14 protein-coding genes and 2 tRNA genes are annotated in these 18047 nt (G+C 67.3%); 5 read left to right on the plus strand and 11 right to left on the minus strand.

Annotated elements, in window-relative coordinates; genetic code table 11:
- Nucleotides 1–54: 54 nt before the first annotated feature.
- Nucleotides 55–1572 carry a succinyl-CoA:acetate CoA-transferase ScpC gene (gene scpC / locus AC3WQZ_RS07350; protein ID WP_492300264.1) on the plus strand — a complete coding sequence of 506 codons (1518 nt, stop codon included), beginning with the start codon at nucleotides 55–57 and terminating at the stop codon, nucleotides 1570–1572.
- A gap of 81 nt (nucleotides 1573–1653) precedes the next feature.
- Here the strand turns inward: scpC and AC3WQZ_RS07355 are convergent, their stop codons facing one another.
- The 3 genes from AC3WQZ_RS07355 to AC3WQZ_RS07365 all read right to left on the minus strand — a co-directional run bounded on the left by AC3WQZ_RS07355 (nucleotide 1654) and on the right by AC3WQZ_RS07365 (nucleotide 3727).
- Nucleotides 1654–2013: a hypothetical protein gene (locus AC3WQZ_RS07355; protein WP_010813085.1), complete on the minus strand. Its 360-nt coding sequence runs from the start codon at nucleotides 2011–2013 to the stop codon at nucleotides 1654–1656.
- A 319-nt stretch (nucleotides 2014–2332) separates the two neighbouring features.
- On the minus strand, nucleotides 2333–3310 hold the full coding sequence (locus AC3WQZ_RS07360) for a tripartite tricarboxylate transporter substrate binding protein BugE (RefSeq protein ID WP_010813084.1): 978 nt from the start codon (nucleotides 3308–3310) through the stop codon (nucleotides 2333–2335).
- A 341-nt stretch (nucleotides 3311–3651) separates the two neighbouring features.
- Nucleotides 3652–3727 (minus strand) — tRNA-Lys (locus AC3WQZ_RS07365).
- Between the two features lie 146 nt (nucleotides 3728–3873).
- Here AC3WQZ_RS07365 and AC3WQZ_RS07370 point away from each other — a divergent pair.
- Nucleotides 3874–4782 carry a LysR family transcriptional regulator gene (locus AC3WQZ_RS07370; protein WP_492298229.1) on the plus strand — a complete coding sequence of 303 codons (909 nt, stop codon included), beginning with the start codon at nucleotides 3874–3876 and terminating at the stop codon, nucleotides 4780–4782.
- A gap of 133 nt (nucleotides 4783–4915) precedes the next feature.
- Nucleotides 4916–6304, plus strand: coding sequence for an 8-oxoguanine deaminase (locus AC3WQZ_RS07375; RefSeq protein WP_492300266.1), 1389 nt, complete (start codon nucleotides 4916–4918; stop codon nucleotides 6302–6304).
- A gap of 116 nt (nucleotides 6305–6420) precedes the next feature.
- On the opposite strand, the gene AC3WQZ_RS07380 is transcribed toward AC3WQZ_RS07375, so the two are convergent.
- Nucleotides 6421–6496, minus strand: a tRNA-Lys gene (locus tag AC3WQZ_RS07380).
- Nucleotides 6497–6721: 225 nt separating this feature from the next.
- Between AC3WQZ_RS07380 and AC3WQZ_RS07385 the strand changes: the two genes are divergently transcribed.
- Entirely contained in the window at nucleotides 6722–6985 is a 264-nt protein-coding gene (locus tag AC3WQZ_RS07385) for a DUF1488 family protein (RefSeq protein ID WP_010813081.1), read from the plus strand.
- A 221-nt stretch (nucleotides 6986–7206) separates the two neighbouring features.
- Here the strand turns inward: AC3WQZ_RS07385 and AC3WQZ_RS07390 are convergent, their stop codons facing one another.
- The 5 genes from AC3WQZ_RS07390 to folD all read right to left on the minus strand — a co-directional run bounded on the left by AC3WQZ_RS07390 (nucleotide 7207) and on the right by folD (nucleotide 13488).
- The gene (locus tag AC3WQZ_RS07390) at nucleotides 7207–8997 is read right to left on the minus strand and encodes a SulP family inorganic anion transporter (protein WP_439668724.1); all 1791 of its coding nucleotides are present in this window, start codon (nucleotides 8995–8997) and stop codon (nucleotides 7207–7209) included.
- 19 nt (nucleotides 8998–9016) lie between these two features.
- Nucleotides 9017–9535: a homoprotocatechuate degradation operon regulator HpaR gene (gene hpaR / locus AC3WQZ_RS07395; RefSeq protein ID WP_010813079.1), complete on the minus strand. Its 519-nt coding sequence runs from the start codon at nucleotides 9533–9535 to the stop codon at nucleotides 9017–9019.
- 86 nt (nucleotides 9536–9621) lie between these two features.
- Nucleotides 9622–10452 carry an exodeoxyribonuclease III gene (xth, locus tag AC3WQZ_RS07400; protein ID WP_011615024.1) on the minus strand — a complete coding sequence of 277 codons (831 nt, stop codon included), beginning with the start codon at nucleotides 10450–10452 and terminating at the stop codon, nucleotides 9622–9624.
- Nucleotides 10449–12533 carry a M3 family metallopeptidase gene (locus AC3WQZ_RS07405; RefSeq protein ID WP_010813077.1) on the minus strand — a complete coding sequence of 695 codons (2085 nt, stop codon included), beginning with the start codon at nucleotides 12531–12533 and terminating at the stop codon, nucleotides 10449–10451. Before AC3WQZ_RS07405 ends, xth begins: the two co-directional genes overlap by 4 nt.
- Nucleotides 12534–12636: 103 nt before the next feature.
- On the minus strand, nucleotides 12637–13488 hold the full coding sequence (folD, locus tag AC3WQZ_RS07410) for a bifunctional methylenetetrahydrofolate dehydrogenase/methenyltetrahydrofolate cyclohydrolase FolD (protein ID WP_010813076.1): 852 nt from the start codon (nucleotides 13486–13488) through the stop codon (nucleotides 12637–12639).
- Between the two features lie 159 nt (nucleotides 13489–13647).
- On the opposite strand from folD, the gene AC3WQZ_RS07415 reads away from it, so the two are divergent.
- Nucleotides 13648–14328, plus strand: a complete 681-nt coding sequence (locus tag AC3WQZ_RS07415; RefSeq protein ID WP_010813075.1) for a hypothetical protein — start codon at nucleotides 13648–13650, stop codon at nucleotides 14326–14328.
- 101 nt (nucleotides 14329–14429) lie between these two features.
- Here AC3WQZ_RS07415 and AC3WQZ_RS07420 read toward each other — a convergent pair whose 3' ends face one another.
- Together AC3WQZ_RS07420 and AC3WQZ_RS07425 are read right to left on the minus strand one after the other, a co-directional pair.
- A complete protein-coding gene (locus tag AC3WQZ_RS07420; RefSeq protein ID WP_010813074.1) occupies nucleotides 14430–15062 on the minus strand; it encodes a response regulator transcription factor in 633 nt (210 codons plus the stop codon).
- 170 nt (nucleotides 15063–15232) lie between these two features.
- Nucleotides 15233–17818, minus strand: a complete 2586-nt coding sequence (locus AC3WQZ_RS07425) for a PAS domain S-box protein (RefSeq protein WP_037024292.1) — start codon at nucleotides 17816–17818, stop codon at nucleotides 15233–15235.
- Nucleotides 17819–18047: the final 229 nt, after the last annotated feature.

The following is an 18047-nucleotide window of genomic DNA, read 5'->3' on the forward strand; positions in this document are numbered from 1 at the left end:
CCAGCAGGGGCGCGCGGCGCGGGCACGGGCCCGGCCGCCAGACCGGAGATAAGGATGTACAAGGAACGCATTCGCCTGGCCAGGCTGCACGACAAGGTAGTCTCGGCCGACGAAGCCGCCGCGCTGATCCGCGATGGCATGACGGTAGGCATGAGCGGTTTCACGCGCGCGGGCGACTGCAAGGAAGTCCCGTTTGCGCTGGCGCGGCGCGCGGCCACCGAGCCGCTGCGCATCACCCTGATGACCGGCGCGTCGCTGGGAAACGACATCGATCGGGTACTGGCCGAGGCGGACGTGATTGCGCGCCGCCTGCCGTTCCAGTCCGACGCGACGCTGCGCCGCAAGATCAACGCAGGCGAAGTGATGTTCATCGACCAGCACCTGTCCGAGACCGTGGAGCAACTGCGTTCCGGCCAGATCGCACCGGTGGACGTTGCCGTGGTGGAAGCGGTGGCGATCACCGAGCAGGGCGGCATCATCCCCAGCACCTCGGTCGGCAACTCGGCCAGCTTCGCCATACTGGCGCGCAAGGTGATCGTCGAGATCAACCTGAACATGCCGCTGGAGCTGGAAGGGCTGCACGACATCTACTTCCCGGTGCGGCGCCCGTACCGCCAGCCGATCCCGCTGATTGCGCCCGAGCAGCGCATTGGCCTGCCGTATATCCCCATCGATCCCGAGAAGATCGCGGCCATCGTCATCACCGCCAAGGACGATAGCCCGTCCAACGCGCTGCCGCCGGATGCCGATACCCGCAATATCGCCGGCCATCTCAACGATTTCCTGCTGCGCGAAGTCCGCGCCGGCAGGCTCTCGCCCTCGCTGCAGCCGCTGCAGGCGGGCATTGGCACCATTGCCAACGCGGTGTTGCACGGCATGGTCGATTCACCGTTCCGCGACTTGCAGATGTATTCCGAGGTGCTGCAGGACAGCACCATCGAACTTCTGGATGCGGGGCGCCTGGCGTTTGCCTCGGCCTCTTCGGTGACGCTGACGCGCGAGGTGTACCAGCGCTTCCTGTCCAACCTGGACCGCTATCGCTCGCGCCTGCTGCTGCGTCCGCAGGAGATCAGCAACCATCCTGAGATCCTGCGCCGGCTCGGGCTGATTACCATCAACACGGCGCTCGAGTGCGACATTTACGGCAACGTCAACTCCACGCATGTGGGGGGCACGCACATGATGAACGGCATCGGTGGCTCCGGCGATTTTGCGCGCAATGCGCACCTGTCGGTATTCGTGACCAAGTCGGTGGCCAAGGACGGCGATGCCTCCAGCATCGTGCCGATGGTGGCGCACGTGGACCATACCGAGCACGACGTCGACATCATCGTCACCGAGCGCGGCCTGGCCGACCTCCGCGGCCTGGCGCCGCGCGAACGCGCGCGCACGGTCATCGACAACTGTGCCGACCCGCAATACCGCGAGCTGCTGGGCGACTACTTCCGGCGCGCCAGCACCCATGGCGGCCAGACCCCGCACCTGCTGGAAGAGGCGCTGTCCTGGCATGTCGGCTTCCGCGACCGCGGCACCATGCTGCCCGCGCAGCCGGCCCAGGCGATGGCAGCCTGAGCGCGGCCTCCGCCAGAAAGCAAAACAGCCCGCGCAAGCGGGCTGTTTGCCTTGGTGCCGCCGGTTGGCGGCGGGGCAGGCTTACTGCGCCTTGCCGCCCTGGCTGGCAGGCGCCTTGGCGCCGTCGGTGTACGGATCAGCCTTGCCGGCCTTGGCGCCGTCGGTGTACGGATCGAACTTGCCGGCCTTGGCGCCATCCGTGTTCGGGTCGAACTTCTTGCCCGAGTTGGTCAGGTCCGACTTGGTCGATTGCTTGGCGCCATCGGTGTACGGGTCGAACTTGCCGGATTTGGCGGGGTTCTGGTTCGGGCTGGCCTTCTTGGTGTGGCTGCCACCGTAGAGATCGCCGCCTTCGGTGTAGTTCTTCTGCGCATAGACCTGCGTCGCGCCCAGCGCGGCCAGTGCTGCAACGATCAGGGTCGAAACGGTCTTCTTCAGCATCTTGCTTATCCTCGCGATTGACGGTCGCGCAGCGCCTGCGCGAATCCGGTTTTGGGGCCGAGCCTGGCCGGTGGCGGCCGGGCACATGTGGCGGAACACCCGGCTAATGTACCGAGTCAGCGCTTGTCCGCAAAGTGAAAGTTTCTTCTACAAGTATTGAATACCGATGGCGTTGCCTGCGTACTGCGCCGGATCAAATGCAACGATTCTGGGGCAGATGTGGGTGACTGATGGCACATTTTCAACTGGCAGCCATAAAAAAACCGGCTGCCAGGTGGCAGCCGGTCATGACCCCTCGCGGGACGGTTTCGCCGTCCGGTTATTCCAGTGTGATGTTCTGGTCGCGTGCGATCTTCTTGCGCAGGTCCAGCTCGCGCTTGATCTGGGCGGCGTACTGCGCCGGGGTGTTGCCGTCGGTGTAGGCACCGCTGTCGGCCAGGCGGCGCTTGACGTTGGGGTCCTGCAGCGCCTTGACCGCGGCATCATGCACGCGCGTGATGATTGCCGCCGGCGTGCCGGCCGGGGCCACCAGGCCGTACCAGGCCATGTTGTTCATGTCCTTCATGCCGGCTTCGGCAAAGGTCGGCACGTCTGGCAGGCCCTCGACCCGCTTGGGCGCCGCCACTGCCAGCGCGCGCAGCTTGCCGGCCTGGATATGCGGCATCGACGACGGCAGGTTGTCGAACTGCGCGTTGACCTGGCCGGCCAGCGTGTCGTTCAGCGCAGGGCCCGATCCGCGGTAGGGGATATGGACCATGTCGGTCTTGGTGATGTCCTTGAACAGCTCGCCGTCCAGGTGCGAGATGCTGCCCTTGCCGGCCGAGGCGTAGCTGTACTTGCCGGGGCTGGCCTGCAGCATCGCGACGAACTCCTTAAGGGTCTTGGCCGGCACCTTCGGGTTGACCGTCAGCACGTTCGGCACGTTGACCAGGTTGGTGATCGGCGCGAAGTCCTTGAGCGGGTCGTACGGGTTCTTGGGGTTGGTGGCGGGGTTGGTCGCCATCGTGCTGACGGTGGCGATGCCCAGCGTGTAGCCGTCCGGGGCGGACTTGGCGAGCGCGTCGGCGCCGATCGCGCCGCCGCCGCCGCCGCGGTTTTCCACCACCACCGGCTGGCCCAGCTCGCGGCCAAGGCCGTCGGAGACCGCGCGCGCAACGATGTCGGTGGTGCCGCCGGCCGCGAACGGAACGATCAGGCGGATCGGCTTGTTGGGGTAGGACTGGGCTTGGGCCAGGCCGTGGGCCAGGCCAAGGGCCGCGATGCAGGCGGCTGCGCCGGCGCTGATAACTGCTTTCAAGGAGTGCCTCCGTTCTTCTTTCACTGATTCGCCAGGCGGGCTGCAGGCGTTTCTTCGGACCCAGACCTTTCGTCTGCGCCCCGCGCTGTCACGATTCCCCGCGCTGGCATGACCGGGCCGTGCCGGGATGCGGCGACGGCCGGCACCTTGCGATTGTTCCGCGATACGGAACTATGTTCCACAATGTGCGCGGATGCGATTCAACCGGGAAAGCGGGCGCAGGGGAATTGGTGAGAACCCGCGTATCAAGAAACCGGCAGCCATGCCGACCGCGCGCGCAAAGCAGCGCGGCGGAAATGAAAAAAGCCGGAAGCAAGGCTTCCGGCTTTTCCTGAATTCGCTGGTGGGGCGTGAGTGACTCGAACACTCGACCTACGGATTAAGAGTCCGCTGCTCTACCAACTGAGCTAACGCCCCAACGAAGAAAAAGATTTTAGCAAGGTATCTGATAAGACGCAATAGCCTTCGCGCAATTTTTGCGAGCCAGGCTGCACTGGCCGCTACAATGCCAGCCACCGCGCGCGTCCCGCGCGGTGGTTACTATCCAACTGCTTGCTCAGTCCATGCACGCCAGAGTCCTGCGCTATCTCGACGAGGTCGTCCGCCGCGGTTCGATCCGCAAGGCGGCCGAGCACCTGCATGTGGCGCCGACCGCGGTCAACCGCCAGATCCTGGACCTGGAGGCGGAACTGGGCGCGCCGCTGTTCGAGCGCATCAGCAAGCGGCTGCGGCTGACGCCGCTGGGCGAGATGGTGCTGGCCCACGTGCGCCAGACGCTGCGCGAGCACGACGCGCTGCGCGAGCGCATCGAGGACTTCAAGGGCGCGCGCCGCGGCGAGGTCACCGTGGCGGTCACGGCCGGCCTGGCGGGCTCGCTGATGCCGTCGCTGGTGCATGACTTCCGCCAGCGCTACCCGGGCATCGTGGTGCGCGTCGCCGACCTGCCGGTGGCCGATATCACCACGGCGGTGGGGCAGGGCGACGCCGACCTGGGCCTTGGCTATGACCTGCCTGAGCTGCCCGCCTTCCGCGCGCTGGCCACCAGCGACTGGCAGATCGGCGCGGTGGTGCCGCCGGGCCATGCGCTGGCGGCCCGGCAATCGGCGCTGCTGAGCGAATGCGTCGGCTATCCGCTGATCCTGCCGGCGCCCTCGCTGTCGATCCGCGCCATCCTGGATGCGGCCTTTGCCCGCAATGCGATCGAGGTCTCGCCGGTGGCGGAGTCCACCTCGACCGCGCTGATCCGGCAACTGGTGATGCTGGGCACCGGCATCGCGCTGCTGAACCCGCTCGATGTGATGGAAGAGCGCGCCCGCCAGGCGCTGGTCTACGTGCCACTGCGCGACCGCCACCTGCAGGGCCAGACGCTGACGCTGGTGGCGCGCGCTCGCGGCCCGCTCAGCGCCGCTGCCGAGCTGATGGCCGAGCGCATCGGCGATGCGCTGGCGGTCTTGTTCGCGCAGGCGCGCTGAGCAACAGGGTGTCGCAGGTGTCCACTTTTTGTGGACAGGATGATCGGAATTCTGCGCTTGGGGGATTGCACTTCGCCGCCGTAGACTGGCTGCCATCCAGTCCCCCAATTCGTTTTGCAGAAGGAATTCCGCCATGACCCTGATTGCCCTGAGCGCCGACGTGCTGGTCACCATGGATGCGCGGCGCCGCGAGATCCGCGATGGCGCCCTGGTTGCCGAAGGCCCCGCCGTGCAGTGGGTCGGTCCGACCTCGGAACTGCCGCCGCAGTACCGGCGCATGGTCGACGACGGCAGCGCGCAGGTGCTCGACATGCGCGGTCGCGTGGTCACGCCCGGTCTGGTCAACACCCACCACCACATGTACCAGAGCCTGACGCGCGCGGTGCCAGCCGCGCAGGACGCCGAGCTGTTCTCGTGGCTGACCAACCTGTACATGCTGTGGTCGCACCTGACGCCGGAAATGATCGCGGTGTCGACCAAGACCGCGATGGCCGAGCTGATGCTGTCGGGCTGCACCACCACCAGCGACCACCTCTATTTGTTCCCGAACGGCTCGCGCCTGGATGACTCGATTGCCGCGGCGCAGGAGATGGGCATGCGCTTCCACGCCGCGCGCGGCTCGATGAGCGTGGGCCGCAGCAAGGGCGGCCTGCCGCCGGACGTGGTGGTGGAAGAGGAGGCCGCCATCCTGCGCGACAGCCAGCGGCTGGTGGAGCAGTACCACGACAGTGCGCGCCACGCGATGCTGCGCGTGGTGCTGGCGCCGTGCTCGCCGTTTTCGGTGTCACGCGACCTGATGCGCGAGTCGGCCAATATGGCGCGGCACTATGGCGTGTCGCTGCACACGCACCTGGCCGAGAACGACAACGACATTGCCTACTCGCGTGAGAAAATCGGCCTGACGCCGGCCCAGTATGCCGAGGACCTGGGCTGGGTCGGACACGATGTGTGGCATGCGCACTGCGTCAAGCTGGACGACGAGGGCATCGCACTGTTTGCCCGCACCGGGACCGGCGTGGCGCATTGCCCGTGCTCGAACATGCGGCTGGCATCCGGCATTGCACCGGTGCGCGCCATGCGCGATGCCGGCGTGCCGGTGGGCCTGGGCGTGGACGGCAGCGCGTCGAACGACGGCGCGCATATGCTGGGCGAGGCGCGCCAGGCCATGCTGCTGCAGCGCGTTGGCTACGGGCCGGCCGCCATGAGCGCGCGCGAGGCGCTGGAGATTGCCACGCTGGGTGGCGCGCGCGTGCTCAACCGCGACGATATCGGTGCGCTGGCGCCGGGCATGTCGGCGGATTTTGTCGCCTTCGACATGTCGCAGGTCGGCTTTGCCGGCGCCGGCCATGACCCGGTGGCGGCGCTGGTGTTCTGCACGCCGGCCAATGTCGCGGCGAGCGTGATCAACGGCAGGGAAGTGGTGCGCGACGGTGCACTGCTGACGGCCGACCTGCCCAACGTGCTGCTGCGCCATCGCGCGCTGGCGCGCACGCTGTTCGAGCGCGCCAGCCAGGGCGCCTGATGCACGGGGCCGCTGTGGCGTGGGCACGTGCCTGCGCCGCGGCGGATTAGCCAATCAGGCAAGCGCACAAAGCAAAAGGCCGGAAGCATTGCTGCTTCCGGCCTTTCTGTATTCGGTGGTGGGGCGTGAGTGACTCGAACACTCGACCTACGGATTAAGAGTCCGCTGCTCTACCAACTGAGCTAACGCCCCAACGAAGACCGAGATTCTAGCATGATTTTCGGCGCTGTCAAATGTTTGACGCACTTGCCGGAACAACCCCGTCATTGTGACCGGGAGCCACACATACGCGCGGATGGAACTCGAAGGCGGCCGTGATGGTCTTCGCAATGAGCGCATTCGCATGGGCTCTATCCATACGATTTTGCCGGAGCCATGTTAGGATGTTTCTCCACTTGCATATGGAGGGCTGCACCGATGGAAATCAAATTCCAAGAGCAAGAGCGCTACGACATCAATAATGAAGGCTTGTTGTTCCAGGCACTTGTCAATGGCGAGAAGGTGACTTGCGTGGTGACACGCGAAGCACTGTGGGAAGGCTTCAGTGCCGACCAGGTCCTGTCGCTGGAAGAGGCATTCCGTGCCGGCCGCGAAACCATCGAACGCGCCGCCGTGGTGCTGATCGAGCAGGGCGCGCCCCAGCCAATCGTCGTCAAGCGCGCCCACGTGGCGCCGATCTGATGCGGATGGATGCCCCGGCCAGGCTCCGGCATGCCGCGGGCGCCTATCTGTTATCAGGTTCCCAGACGTAGGGCCGTCCGGCCTTGCGTGCCAAGCCGGCAACGCCGGCACAGGCAGATCCCCGCTTTTCCCGTTTCAGTTTCCAGGTTTTTCCTGCAGCCGTACTGTTGCTGAACGCTGGTGCGCGGCCGCCGCTCATGCCGACGCGCCGGCGCTTCAGTTCATTGTGCTGCCGGGGTCGCGGCGCCTGGTCGTGATGCGCATTCTTCAAAGATCCGCACCGTGCATTGCGCGCAGATTTCCGGCGAGAGCTGGCCGACGATCGTGTGCAGCGCCTGCCGCTTCGTCGGGAAGATATGGTCGGCTCCGAGCTTGTCGGTAAAGCCGGTCTGCGCCCAGGTCTGCAAGACCTGCGTGCGCGGGCGGTGGAAGTACAGATCGCCGCCCAGCGCGCGCCGTTCGGCGAGCTCGTTTTCCCACATCTCGGCACCGGCCAGGTCGATGAAGTTCATGCTCTTGGTCATCGCCAGCAGGTGCGTCTGGCCGGCGTTGACCGTGCGCAGCCAGTGCAGGCGATCCGTCACGTACTGCACCGCGCCGAAGTAGATCGCGCCTTCCATGCGCAGCAGCTTCAGTTGCGGGCATTCCGGCTGCGGGCGGCGCAGCTCGTCCAGCGGCGTGAAGCGCCGGCCGGGATCGTCGGCATCGGGCACCAGGCTGCGCACGGCCGGCCGCGAGGTGCGGTACAGGTAGGCCACCAGCGACAGCACGGTGCCGAGCAGCACCGCCATCTCCAGCCGGATTACCAGCGTGGCGGCGAAGGTGCCGATGGCGATGGCAAATTCCGTGCGGCTGAGCGTGAAGATGCGGCGCAGCCGCGCGGTGTCGAGCAGGCCCCACGCCACCAGCAGCAACATCGCGGCGATCGCCGCCATCGGGATCTGTGCCAGCAGCGGGGCGCTGACGGCCACCAGCGCCACCAGCCACAGCGCCGAGAACACGCTGGCCAGCGGCGTGCGCGCGCCGGCTTCGAAATTGGGCACCGAGCGGTTGAGCGAGCCGCACGAGATATAGCCCGAGAAGAAGCCGCCCGCGATATTGGACAGGCCCTGGCCGATGAACTCGCGGTTGGCGTCGATATGCTGGCCCGAGCGCAGCGCCACCGCCTTGGCGATCGAGATCGACTGGCCCAGCGCGACGATGGTCAGCGCCGAGGCGATGCCCAGCAGGTCTGGCAGCTTGCGCCAGTCCACATCGGGAAGGTGGAAGCGCGGCAGCGCCGACGGGATCGGCCCGACCACGTTGACATGGTGGGCGCCGCCCGCGCCGGACTGGTTCAGCAGCAGCGCCACGCCGTAGCCGGCCAGCAGCCCCAGCAGCATGAACGGCAGCCGCGGCCACAGCCGCTTGCACAGCAGCGTCACCACCAGCGTGACCGCGCCTACGGCGGCCGCGCCCCAGTTGATGGCGTCGATGTTCTCGAACAGGTGGCGCAGCACGCCGAATGCACTGGTGCCGGTCGGCACCGCCAGCCCGAACAGGTCCTTGAGCGCATACAGGCCGATCAGCGTCGCGGCGCCGCAGGTGAAACCGAGCAGCACCGACGGCGAAATAAAGTTGGCCAGCGTGCCCAGCCGCAACGTGCCCACGGCGAGCTGCATCACGCCCACCACGATGGTGACCGCCAGCGCCAGCCCGATATAGGCCGGGCTGCCGGCAAACGCAAGCGGGCTCAGCATCGCGAACAATGCCAGCGAATTGGCGTTGGTCGGCCCCGACATCACGTGCCAGCTCGAACCGAACAGCGCCGCCACGATGCACGGCACCACCGCGCTGTAGATGCCATATTGCGGCGGCAGGCCCGCCAGCGTGGCGAAGGCCACGCCCTGCGGCAGCACCAGCACGGCGCCGAGCAGGCCGGCCACCAGGTCGGCGCGCAGCGTGGTCTTGTCGACGCGCTGGCTCCATGGGAACAGGCGCGGCAGAAGTGATCCGGGATGGGACGCGGGCATCGGCAATGAAGGGGCAGGCTCAGCCGGCCTCGCCGCCGCGCCCAGGCGGTGGCGAGGCAACGGATTCGGGCGGGGTGGATTCGGGCAGGTTCGGCTGCGGCGCCAGGCCGGCCAGCATGGCGTCGAGCGCGCGGTAGACCTCGGTCAGGCGCTCCGGGCCGAGCCGCTGCGCCAGCTCCTGGTAGCGCGCATCGACCAGCGGCTCCATTTGCACGATGATGGCGCGCGCCGACGGCGTAAGGCTGACCAGCTGGCGGCGCTGGTCGGTGGCAGAGCGGGTCCGTTCGACCAGCCCTGCGTCTTCCATGCCGCACAGCATGCGGGTCAGGCTGGGGCTCAGGATCAGGCAGGCGTCGGCCAGCTGGTTCGGCTCCATCGGCTCGCGCTCGTTGAGCGTGCGCATCACGCGCCATTGCTGCTCGGTGATGCCGAACTGCCGCAGGATCGGGCGAAAGCCGGCCAGCAATGTCTCGCGCGCTTGCAGCAGCAGGTGAGGAAGGTTGCGGTGGCGGAACATGGCCTGGCGGGTGTGGCTCATGCCCGCAGTGTAGCGGGCGCGGCGCCGCGCGGCGAGCGGGGCTTGTGCGGACTTGCCTGAACCCGCGCGCGGCGCCAGCGGCGCGTTCAGTTGCAACTGAGCGTGGCGACCACCGGCGTGTGGTCCGACGGCTGCTCCCACGTGCGCGGCACGCGGTCGATCACGCAGGCGCTGCAGCCGCTGGTCAATGCCGGCGACAGCAGGATGTGGTCGATGCGCAGGCCCGCATTGCGGCGGAACGCCATCATGCGGTAGTCCCACCACGAGAAGGCCTTCTCCGGCTGCTCGAACTGGCGGAACGCATCCGCCAGGCCGAGCTCCACCAGTGCGGCAAAGGCGGCGCGCTCCTGCGGCGAGACCAGGTTCTGGCCTTCCCATTTCTTGGGGTCGTGCACGTCGCGGTCTTCCGGCGCGATATTGAAGTCGCCCAGCAGCGCCAGCTTCGGGTAGCGCTTCATTTCTTCGCGCAGCCACGCCGTCATCGCGTCCAGCCACTTGAGCTTGTAGACGAACTTGTCCGAGTCCGGCGCCTGCCCGTTGGGGAAGTAGGCGCAGACCAGCCGCAGGTCGCCATAAGTGGCAGCGATCACGCGCTGCTGCGCGTCCTCGAAGCCGGGGATGTTGCGCACCACGTCGGCGGGGCCGGGCATGCTGGCGTCGCGTGCGAGGATGGCCACGCCGTTGTACGTCTTCTGCCCGGTGTAGATGCTGTGGAAGCCCGCGTTCTCCAGTTCGGCCAGCGGGTACTTGTCGTCCGGCAGCTTCAGTTCCTGCAGGCACAGCGCGTCGATCGGCGCGCCGGTCTGGTCCTGCTCGGCCAGCCATTGCAGCACCTGCGGCAGGCGCACCTTGAGCGAGTTGACGTTCCAGCTGGCAATGCGAAGCGGGCCGCTGGCGGGCAGGGCGGCCGCGCTCATGCTGCCATCCCGCCGTGGCGCAGCAGCGCGTCGATCTGCGGCGCGCGGCCGCGGAACGCGACAAACGAGTCCATTGCCGGACGGCTGCCGCCCACCGACAGGATCTCGCGCTGGTAGCGCGCGCCAGTCTCGCTGTCGAGCACGCTGCCCGACAGCTGAGCGGCTTCCTCGAACGCCGCGTACACGTCGGCCGACAGCACCTCGGCCCACTTGTAGCTGTAGTAGCCCGCCGCATAGCCGCCGGCGAAGATATGGCTGAAGGTGTTCGGCCAGCGCGACAGCGGATGCTGCGGCACCACGTGCACGCGGTCGTTGATCTGGCGCGACAGGTCCAGCACCGAGGTGGCGCCGGCCGGATCGAAGTCGGTGTGCAGGTGCATGTCGAACGACGAGAACACGATCTGGCGCAGCGTCATCATGCCGTTCTGGAAGTTCTTGGCGGCCAGCATGCGGTCGAACAGCGCGCGTGGCAGCGGCTCGCCGGTGTCGATGTGCTGCGTCATGCCGGTCAGCACCTCGTACTCCCAGCAGAAGTTCTCCATGAACTGCGACGGCAGCTCCACCGCATCCCATTCCACGCCGTTGATGCCCGACACGCCGAGCTCGCCCACCTGCGTCAGCATGTGGTGCAGGCCGTGGCCGAACTCATGGAACAGGGTGATCACTTCATCGTGCGTGAACAGCGCGGGCTTGTCGCCCACCGGCGCGGAGAAGTTGCAGGTCAGGTAGGCCACCGGCGTCTGCACGCCGCCTTGCTCCAGCACCTTGCGGCCGCGCGCGTCGTCCATCCAGGCGCCGCCGCGCTTGCCTTCGCGCGCGTACAGGTCGATGTAGAACTGGGCCAGCAGCGTGCCGTCGGCGGTGGTGACGCGGAAGAAGCGCGCGTCCTTGTGCCAGGTCTGCGCCTGCTCGGGCTCGATGCGCACCGAGAACAGCTTCTGCACCACGCCGAACAGGCCCTCGAGCACCTTCGCTTCCGGGAAGTACTGCTTGACCTCTTGCTCGGAGAACGCATAGCGCTGCTGGCGCAGCTTCTCCGAGGCATAGGCGACATCCCATGGCGCCAGCTCAGGCAGCCCCAGCTCTGCGGCGGCAAAGGCCTTCATTTCGGCCCAGTCCTTCTCGGCGTAGGGGCGCGCCTTGACGGCGAGCTCGTCGAGGAACTTCAGCACCTCGGCCGGCGATTCGGCCATCTTCGGCACCAGCGAGACTTCGCCGTAGCACTGGTAGCCCAGCATCTGCGCCTCCTCGCGGCGCAGGGCCAGCTGCTCGCGCATATTGGCGGTGTTGTCCCAGTCGGCCTGGCCCTGACCATGCTGCGGGCCCAGTTCCGAGGCGCGCGTTACATTGGCTTCATACAGGGTCTGGCGCAGCGCGCGGTCGTCCGCGTACTGCAGCACCGGGAAGTAGGACGGGAAGTGCAGCGTGAATTTCCAGCCGGCCTTGCCATCCTTCTCTGCGGCATGGCGGGCGGCTTCCCTGGCGTCATCGGGCAGGCCGGACAGGCGGGCCTCGTCCTCGACATGCAGCGCGTAGGCGTTGGTGGCATCCAGCACGTGGTCGGAAAAGGCCTTGGACAGCTGGGCCTGCTGTTCCTGGATCTCGGCGAAGCGCGGCTTCTTGTCTTCAGGCAGTTCGGCACCGCCCAGGCGGAAGCCGCGCAGTTCGTTTTCGATCAGCTGGTGGCGCGCCGCGCTCATGCCGGCGAACTCCGGGCTGGCAGCCAGCGCCTTGTACTTGTCATACAGCGCCAGGCTCTGGCCGAGCGAGGACCAGAACTCGGTCATGCGCGGCAGGTTCTCGGCGTGAGCCTTGCGCAGTTCGGGCGTATCGGCCACGGCGCTCAGGTGGCTGACCACGCCCCAGGCGCGGCCCAGCGGCTCGGTGGCCGCTTCCAGCGCCTGCACGGCGTTGCCCCAGTCGGCGGGCGTGGCGGGATCTTCGGCGCGGGCGACAGCCTGCTGCGCGCGTTCCAGCAGCACGTCCAGCGCCGGGCTGATGTGCTCGGGCCGGATCTCGGCAAAGCGGGGCAGGTCGGAAAAGTCCAGCAGAGGATTGGTAGCGTTGGCGGCTTGGTCCATGGCGTGTTCTCGGTTGGCTGGCCTCGATCGGGCAATAATCCCGCAGATGGGGCCGGGGCACCGGATTTTCCAGGGCCCCGGGTGGCGTATCGTACGCGCGGCCTCAGCCGGCGGCGCGCTCGGCGGCTTCCAGCGTATTGACCAGCAGCATGGTGATGGTCATCGGGCCGACGCCGCCCGGCACCGGCGTGATGTAGCCGGCGACTTCACGCACGCCGGCAAAGTCGACGTCGCCGCACAGCTTGCCGTTGTCGTCGCGGTTCATGCCCACGTCGATCACCACCGCGCCCGGTTTGACCATGTCGGCGGTGATCAGGTTGCGTTTGCCGACCGCGGCCACCACCACATCCGCGTCGCGGGTATGGGCGCCGATGTCGCGCGTCTTGCTGTTGCAGATGGTGACGGTGGCGCCGGCCTGCAGCAGCAGCATCGCCATCGGCTTGCCGACGATATTGGAGGCGCCCACCACCACGGCGCGGGCGCCGCGCAGCGGGAACTGGACCGATTCCAGCATCTTCATGCAGCCGTAGGGCGTGCACGGGCGGAACAGCGGGGCGCCGGTCATCAGCGCGCCGGCATTGGCCACATGGAAGCCGTCGACATCCTTTTCCGGGGCGATGGCTTCAAGCACCTTGTGGCTGTCGATATGCTTGGGCAGGGGCAGCTGCACCAGGATGCCGTGGATGTTGGGGTCCTGGTTCAGGGCCTCGATGCGGGCCAGCAGTTCCGCCTCCGACAGGTCGGCCGGGTAGCGGTCGAGCGAGGAATGAAAGCCGTTGTCCTGGCAGGCCTTGACCTTGTTGCGGACGTAGACCTGGCTGGCCGGGTCCTCGCCGACCAGGATCACGGCCAGGCCGGGCCGGTGGCCACGCTCGGTCAGGCGGGCGGCGCGCAGGGCGGCTTCGGAGCGGATTTGTTTGGCAAGGGCATTGCCGTCGATCAGTTGGGCAGGCATGGAGGCAGGGCGGGTTTGTGGCCGGGAGGTGGAGGTGCCGCCGCGCGCCGGAGCGCGGGTTGGGCTAAAGGCGGAATTATAAAGGTTGCGTGGGGCTTGCCGCACGGAGCTTGAGCGGGTGCAAGGGCCGGGCGGGGCAGCGCTGGTAGCATCGGCCGCATGCACACCGCGCTTCCATCCCTGCTGTCCCATCCCTTGCTGCTGTTGCTGTCCCTGGCGGCACTGCTGTGGGCGCTGACGCGCCGGCCCTGGCAGCTGTTGCGGCGCAATGCGCTGCAGAACGCCTGGCTGGGTGCGATGGTGCTGGTGGCGCTGCTGTGGACGTTGCGCGCCACCCTGGTCGGCGGGCTGGTGATCCAGCTGCTCGGCGCCACGCTGATGGTGACGCTGTTCGGGCTGCCGCTGGCGCTGCTGTCGCTGTTCGTGGTGGACGTGGTGTCGCTGTTCGGGCTCGAATACCTGGCCGGGCATGGCTGGGCGCAGTTCGACTGGCCCTCGCTGTGGGTGCGCTACGTCTGGCTGGCGCTGCTGCCGGCGCTGATCTCCGCAGCGTTGCAGGCGATGATGCGGCGTCTGCTGCCGCGGCATCCGTTCGTCTTTATCCTCGGACACGGCTATTTCACGGCCGGGCTGGCCGCGCTGGGCGCCAGCGCGGCCGAGGCCGGCTGGCGCCACCTGACGGCGCCGGGCCTGCCATGGAGCATTGCCGATACCCTGACGGCAGCCGTCATCCTGGCCTTTGGCGAGGCCTTCCTGACCGGCATGCTGGTGGCGATTTTTGTGGTCTATCGGCCACAATGGGTGGTCACGTTCCGGGACGAGGAATACCTGGACCGCTGACGGGACTGAGGGGGGCAGGGGCGGCGCCGGACGGCGCGCGGAGAGGGCAGCCGATGCGGCCGCGGGCCGCACCGGGTCAGGCAGAGGCAGGCGCCAGCCGCTCAGCTGTTGCGTGACAGCGCCAGGCGCAGCAGGTCGGCGACGGTGTTGACGTTGAGCTTTTCCATGATGTTGGCGCGGTGCGCCTCCACGGTCTTGATGGAAATGCCCAGGTCGTCGGCGATCTGCTTGTTCAGGCGGCCGGCAACGATGCGCTCGAGCACCTGCTGCTCGCGCGTGGTCAGCTTGCCCAGCAGGTCCTTGGCGGCGCGCTGCTCGCGTGCGGCGGAATGGTCGGTGCGGGCCTTGGTCAGCATGCGCTCGACCAGTGCGCGCAGCTCGGACTCATCGAAGGGCTTTTCGATGAAGTCGATGGCGCCGCGCTTCATCGTCGATACCGCCATCGGCACGTCGCCGTGGCCGGTGATAAAGACGATGGGAATGTCGATCTGCTCGGCCAGCATGCGCTCCTGCAGTTCCGGGCCGCTCATGCCGGGCATGCGCACGTCGAGGATCAGGCACGACACCTGGCTGGCATCGTAGGCGGCGAGGAACTGCTCGGCGCTGGTGAAGCTGCGCACCTGGTAGCCATTGCCCTCCAGCAGCCAGGTCAGCGAGTCGCGCATGGCTTCATCGTCGTCGACGATGAACACGGTCTCGCCGCGGTGGGGCGTGGGGTTTGGCGTTGCGGTCATGTAGTCTCCTCGGGACAACAATTCATTGCTGCGAAGTGTAACCGGCAGCGGCCCTCTGTGGCGAGACAGGCCCCCCACATCCGTGGGGGAAACGGGGCGGGCCGGCTTTTTGTGGAATCCTTGGGCATGCCCGGGCGCGAAGGCCTCGGCAACAGGGCCTGTGCTTCGGCTTAATGCTCGGCCAGCGCCGATTGCAGCGGCAGCATGATTTTAAATGTACAGCCGATGCCGTCGGCATTGTTCTCCACCCACAGGCGGCCCTGGTGCGACTCGATGATCGAGCGGCAGATGTTCAGCCCCATGCCCATGCCGTCGGACTTGGTGCTGAAGAAGGGCTCGAACAGGCGCTCCTTGGTGGCTTCGTCCACGCCCGGGCCCTGGTCGATCACGTCGATATGGACGCTGTCGCCAATCTCGCCCGGCTCCACCCGCGCGTGCAGGCGCACCACGCCGCCGGCGTGCAGGGCGGGCAGGCCGGCCATGGCCTCGACCGCGTTCTTGAGCAGGTTCACCAGCACCTGCTCGATCAGCACCGGGTCGACATAGACCGTCAGCGGCGGGGTCGGCAGGCGGGTCAGGATGGTGACGCGGCGGCGCGTGGCCTCCAGGTCGGCCAGGCCTACCGCGTCGGCGACGATGTCGTGCAGCGCGGCCTCGCGCCGCTGCGGCTGGCTGCGCTTCACGAAGCCGCGGATGCGGCTGATGATGGTGCCGGCGCGCACCGCCTGGGCCGAGGTCTTCTCCAGCACCGGGATCAGGTCCTCCGGCGTGCTGCGGCCCGAGTGCAGCCGCGCCACCGCGCCCATGCAGTAGTTGTTGATGGCCGCCAGCGGCTGGTTCAGTTCATGCGCCAGCGACGAGGCCATCTCGCCCATGGTGGTCAGGCGGCTGGTGAACTGCAGGCGCTCTTCATGCTGGCGCGCCATTTCCTCGGCGGCCTTGCGCACCGTGATATCGGTGGCGATCTGCATCTGCGCCAGGTGGCCGTCGACCCACTGGATATAGCGGCGGCGCACTTCGAACCATTTCTGCATGTCCGGCACGAACACTTCGCGCGCGTCCGATGCGTACGGCATCAGCTCGGACGCCGGCAGGCCGGCATAGGCGTCGACATAGTCGGTGTTGTCGCTGGAGACCTGGTCCTTGTCGAGGTCGTCGCCGGCCAGCTTGAGGTGGCCCTCGGCCTCCCAGCCGAACAGCTGGCGGTAATAGCGGTTGGCAAAGAGCAGCTCCGCCTTGTCGGTGGCCAGCACCGACACCGCGGCATCCAGGCTTTCCAGCACCGTGGTGAAGCGGTCATGCGCCGCGGCCAGTTCCTCGCGCGCGCGCTTGGGCTCGGTGATGTCCGTCATCGAGCTCATCCAGCCAGTATGGCGGCCGCGGCTGTCCACCAGCGGCGACACGTACATGCGCGCGTAGAAGCTGCTGCCGTCGCGGCGCATCACGCGCATCTCGTAGCCGCCGGCGGGCGACTTGCCCTGCAGCGTCAGGTCGATCTGCTTCTGCATCTCCTGCTGGTCGTTGGGCGGCCAGTAGGGGAAGGGCGGCAGGCGCCCGACCAGGTCGTTCTCCTGCCAGCCGGTCATGCGGCAGAAGGCCGGGTTGACATAGGTGATGCGGCCGTTCAGGTCGAGCGCGCGCAGGCCGATCAGCATCGAGTTTTCCATCGCGCGCCGGAACGAGGTCTCGGCCAGCAGCGCGCGCTGCGCCTCGGAGCGGCGGCTGGTGTGGCGCCACATGCTCCACAGGCTCCACAGCAGGAAGCACGACAGCCCCACCACCAGCCACAGCAGCATGTTGTTGGGCAGGTTCGACGCCGGCGGGTAGGCATCGGCGCGCAGCGACAGGGAGTGACCCGGCGGATCCAGCAGCACCTCGTACGACAGCGCGTTGCCCGGCACCGGCCGCAACGAGGTGCTGGCGCGGGTCTGGTTGTTCTTGTCGATCAGCGAGAAGCGGTAGCGCTCGGTCAGCTCGGGCGGCAGCAGGTGCGTCAGGATGCCGTTGATCGAGTACAGCGCGCCGAGCGTGCCGAGGAACTCGTTGTCGCGCACGATCGGCACTTCCATCAGCATGAAGCTGTCGCCGCGCTCGTTGACCAGCGGGCGCGAATAGACCACTCGCTGGGTCTCGCGCGCGGCGTCGAAGGTGTCGAGCACTTCCGGTTCGAGCGGCTGGTCCTGGTTCTCGCGCAGGCGGCTGGCGAATTCCGAGGTCGATGGCAACGACCAGCGGCCGCGCTTGGTGGCATCGAGCCAGTTGATGAAAACGATCTCGGGGTTTTCGCGCAGGATTTCCTGCGCCGCGGTGCGGTAGGCGCCTTGCTCAAGCTGCGCGGCGGCGATGTCGCGCGCCAGCGAGGCCAGCTGGTCCTGGTTGCTCAGCAGGGACAGGCGCACGCGCTGCTGCGCCCAGGCGGCGTCGCGGTACAGGGCGTCGCGCTGCTGCTGGCGCTCGGTCTCGTGCAGGGACCACAGGATCACGCCCATGGCCACCGTGAACAGCACGATGGCAACCAGCGGGATGAACATGAACCAGCTGGTGGCCACCAGGTTGCGCCAGCGCAGCCACCACAGCCCGCGCGGTGCGGCCACGGGGGCGCCGTCGTCGGGGCCCAGCGCCTCGATCGGCCCCAGTCCGGCAGCCGGCGAAGGGGCGTGCGCGGGATCGCCTCCGGCCGCCTTGGCTGACCCCGACGCGTCGGGAGGAAGCATGGCTGCACGCAGGCTGGAAAGGAGTCGGTCGAAAAACGGCATGGGAGGGATTGACGGCTGACCGACCAGTGTACCGAGATTATTGCGGTGCGTCGCTTGGGGAAAGCGCCAATGAAAACATTGCTGCTGCGGCCGGGGCGGGCAGGCTTATGGCGCATGGCGGGGCAGCCGGGCAGTGATTCTTGGTGCGCCGCCGCATAATTCCGCATTATAAAAAACGATACCGCAATTTGAAAATTTCACTTGTGCTGGACTTTGGGCTTCCATAGAA

The organism is Cupriavidus sp. FW305-26, from assembly GCF_058787975.1.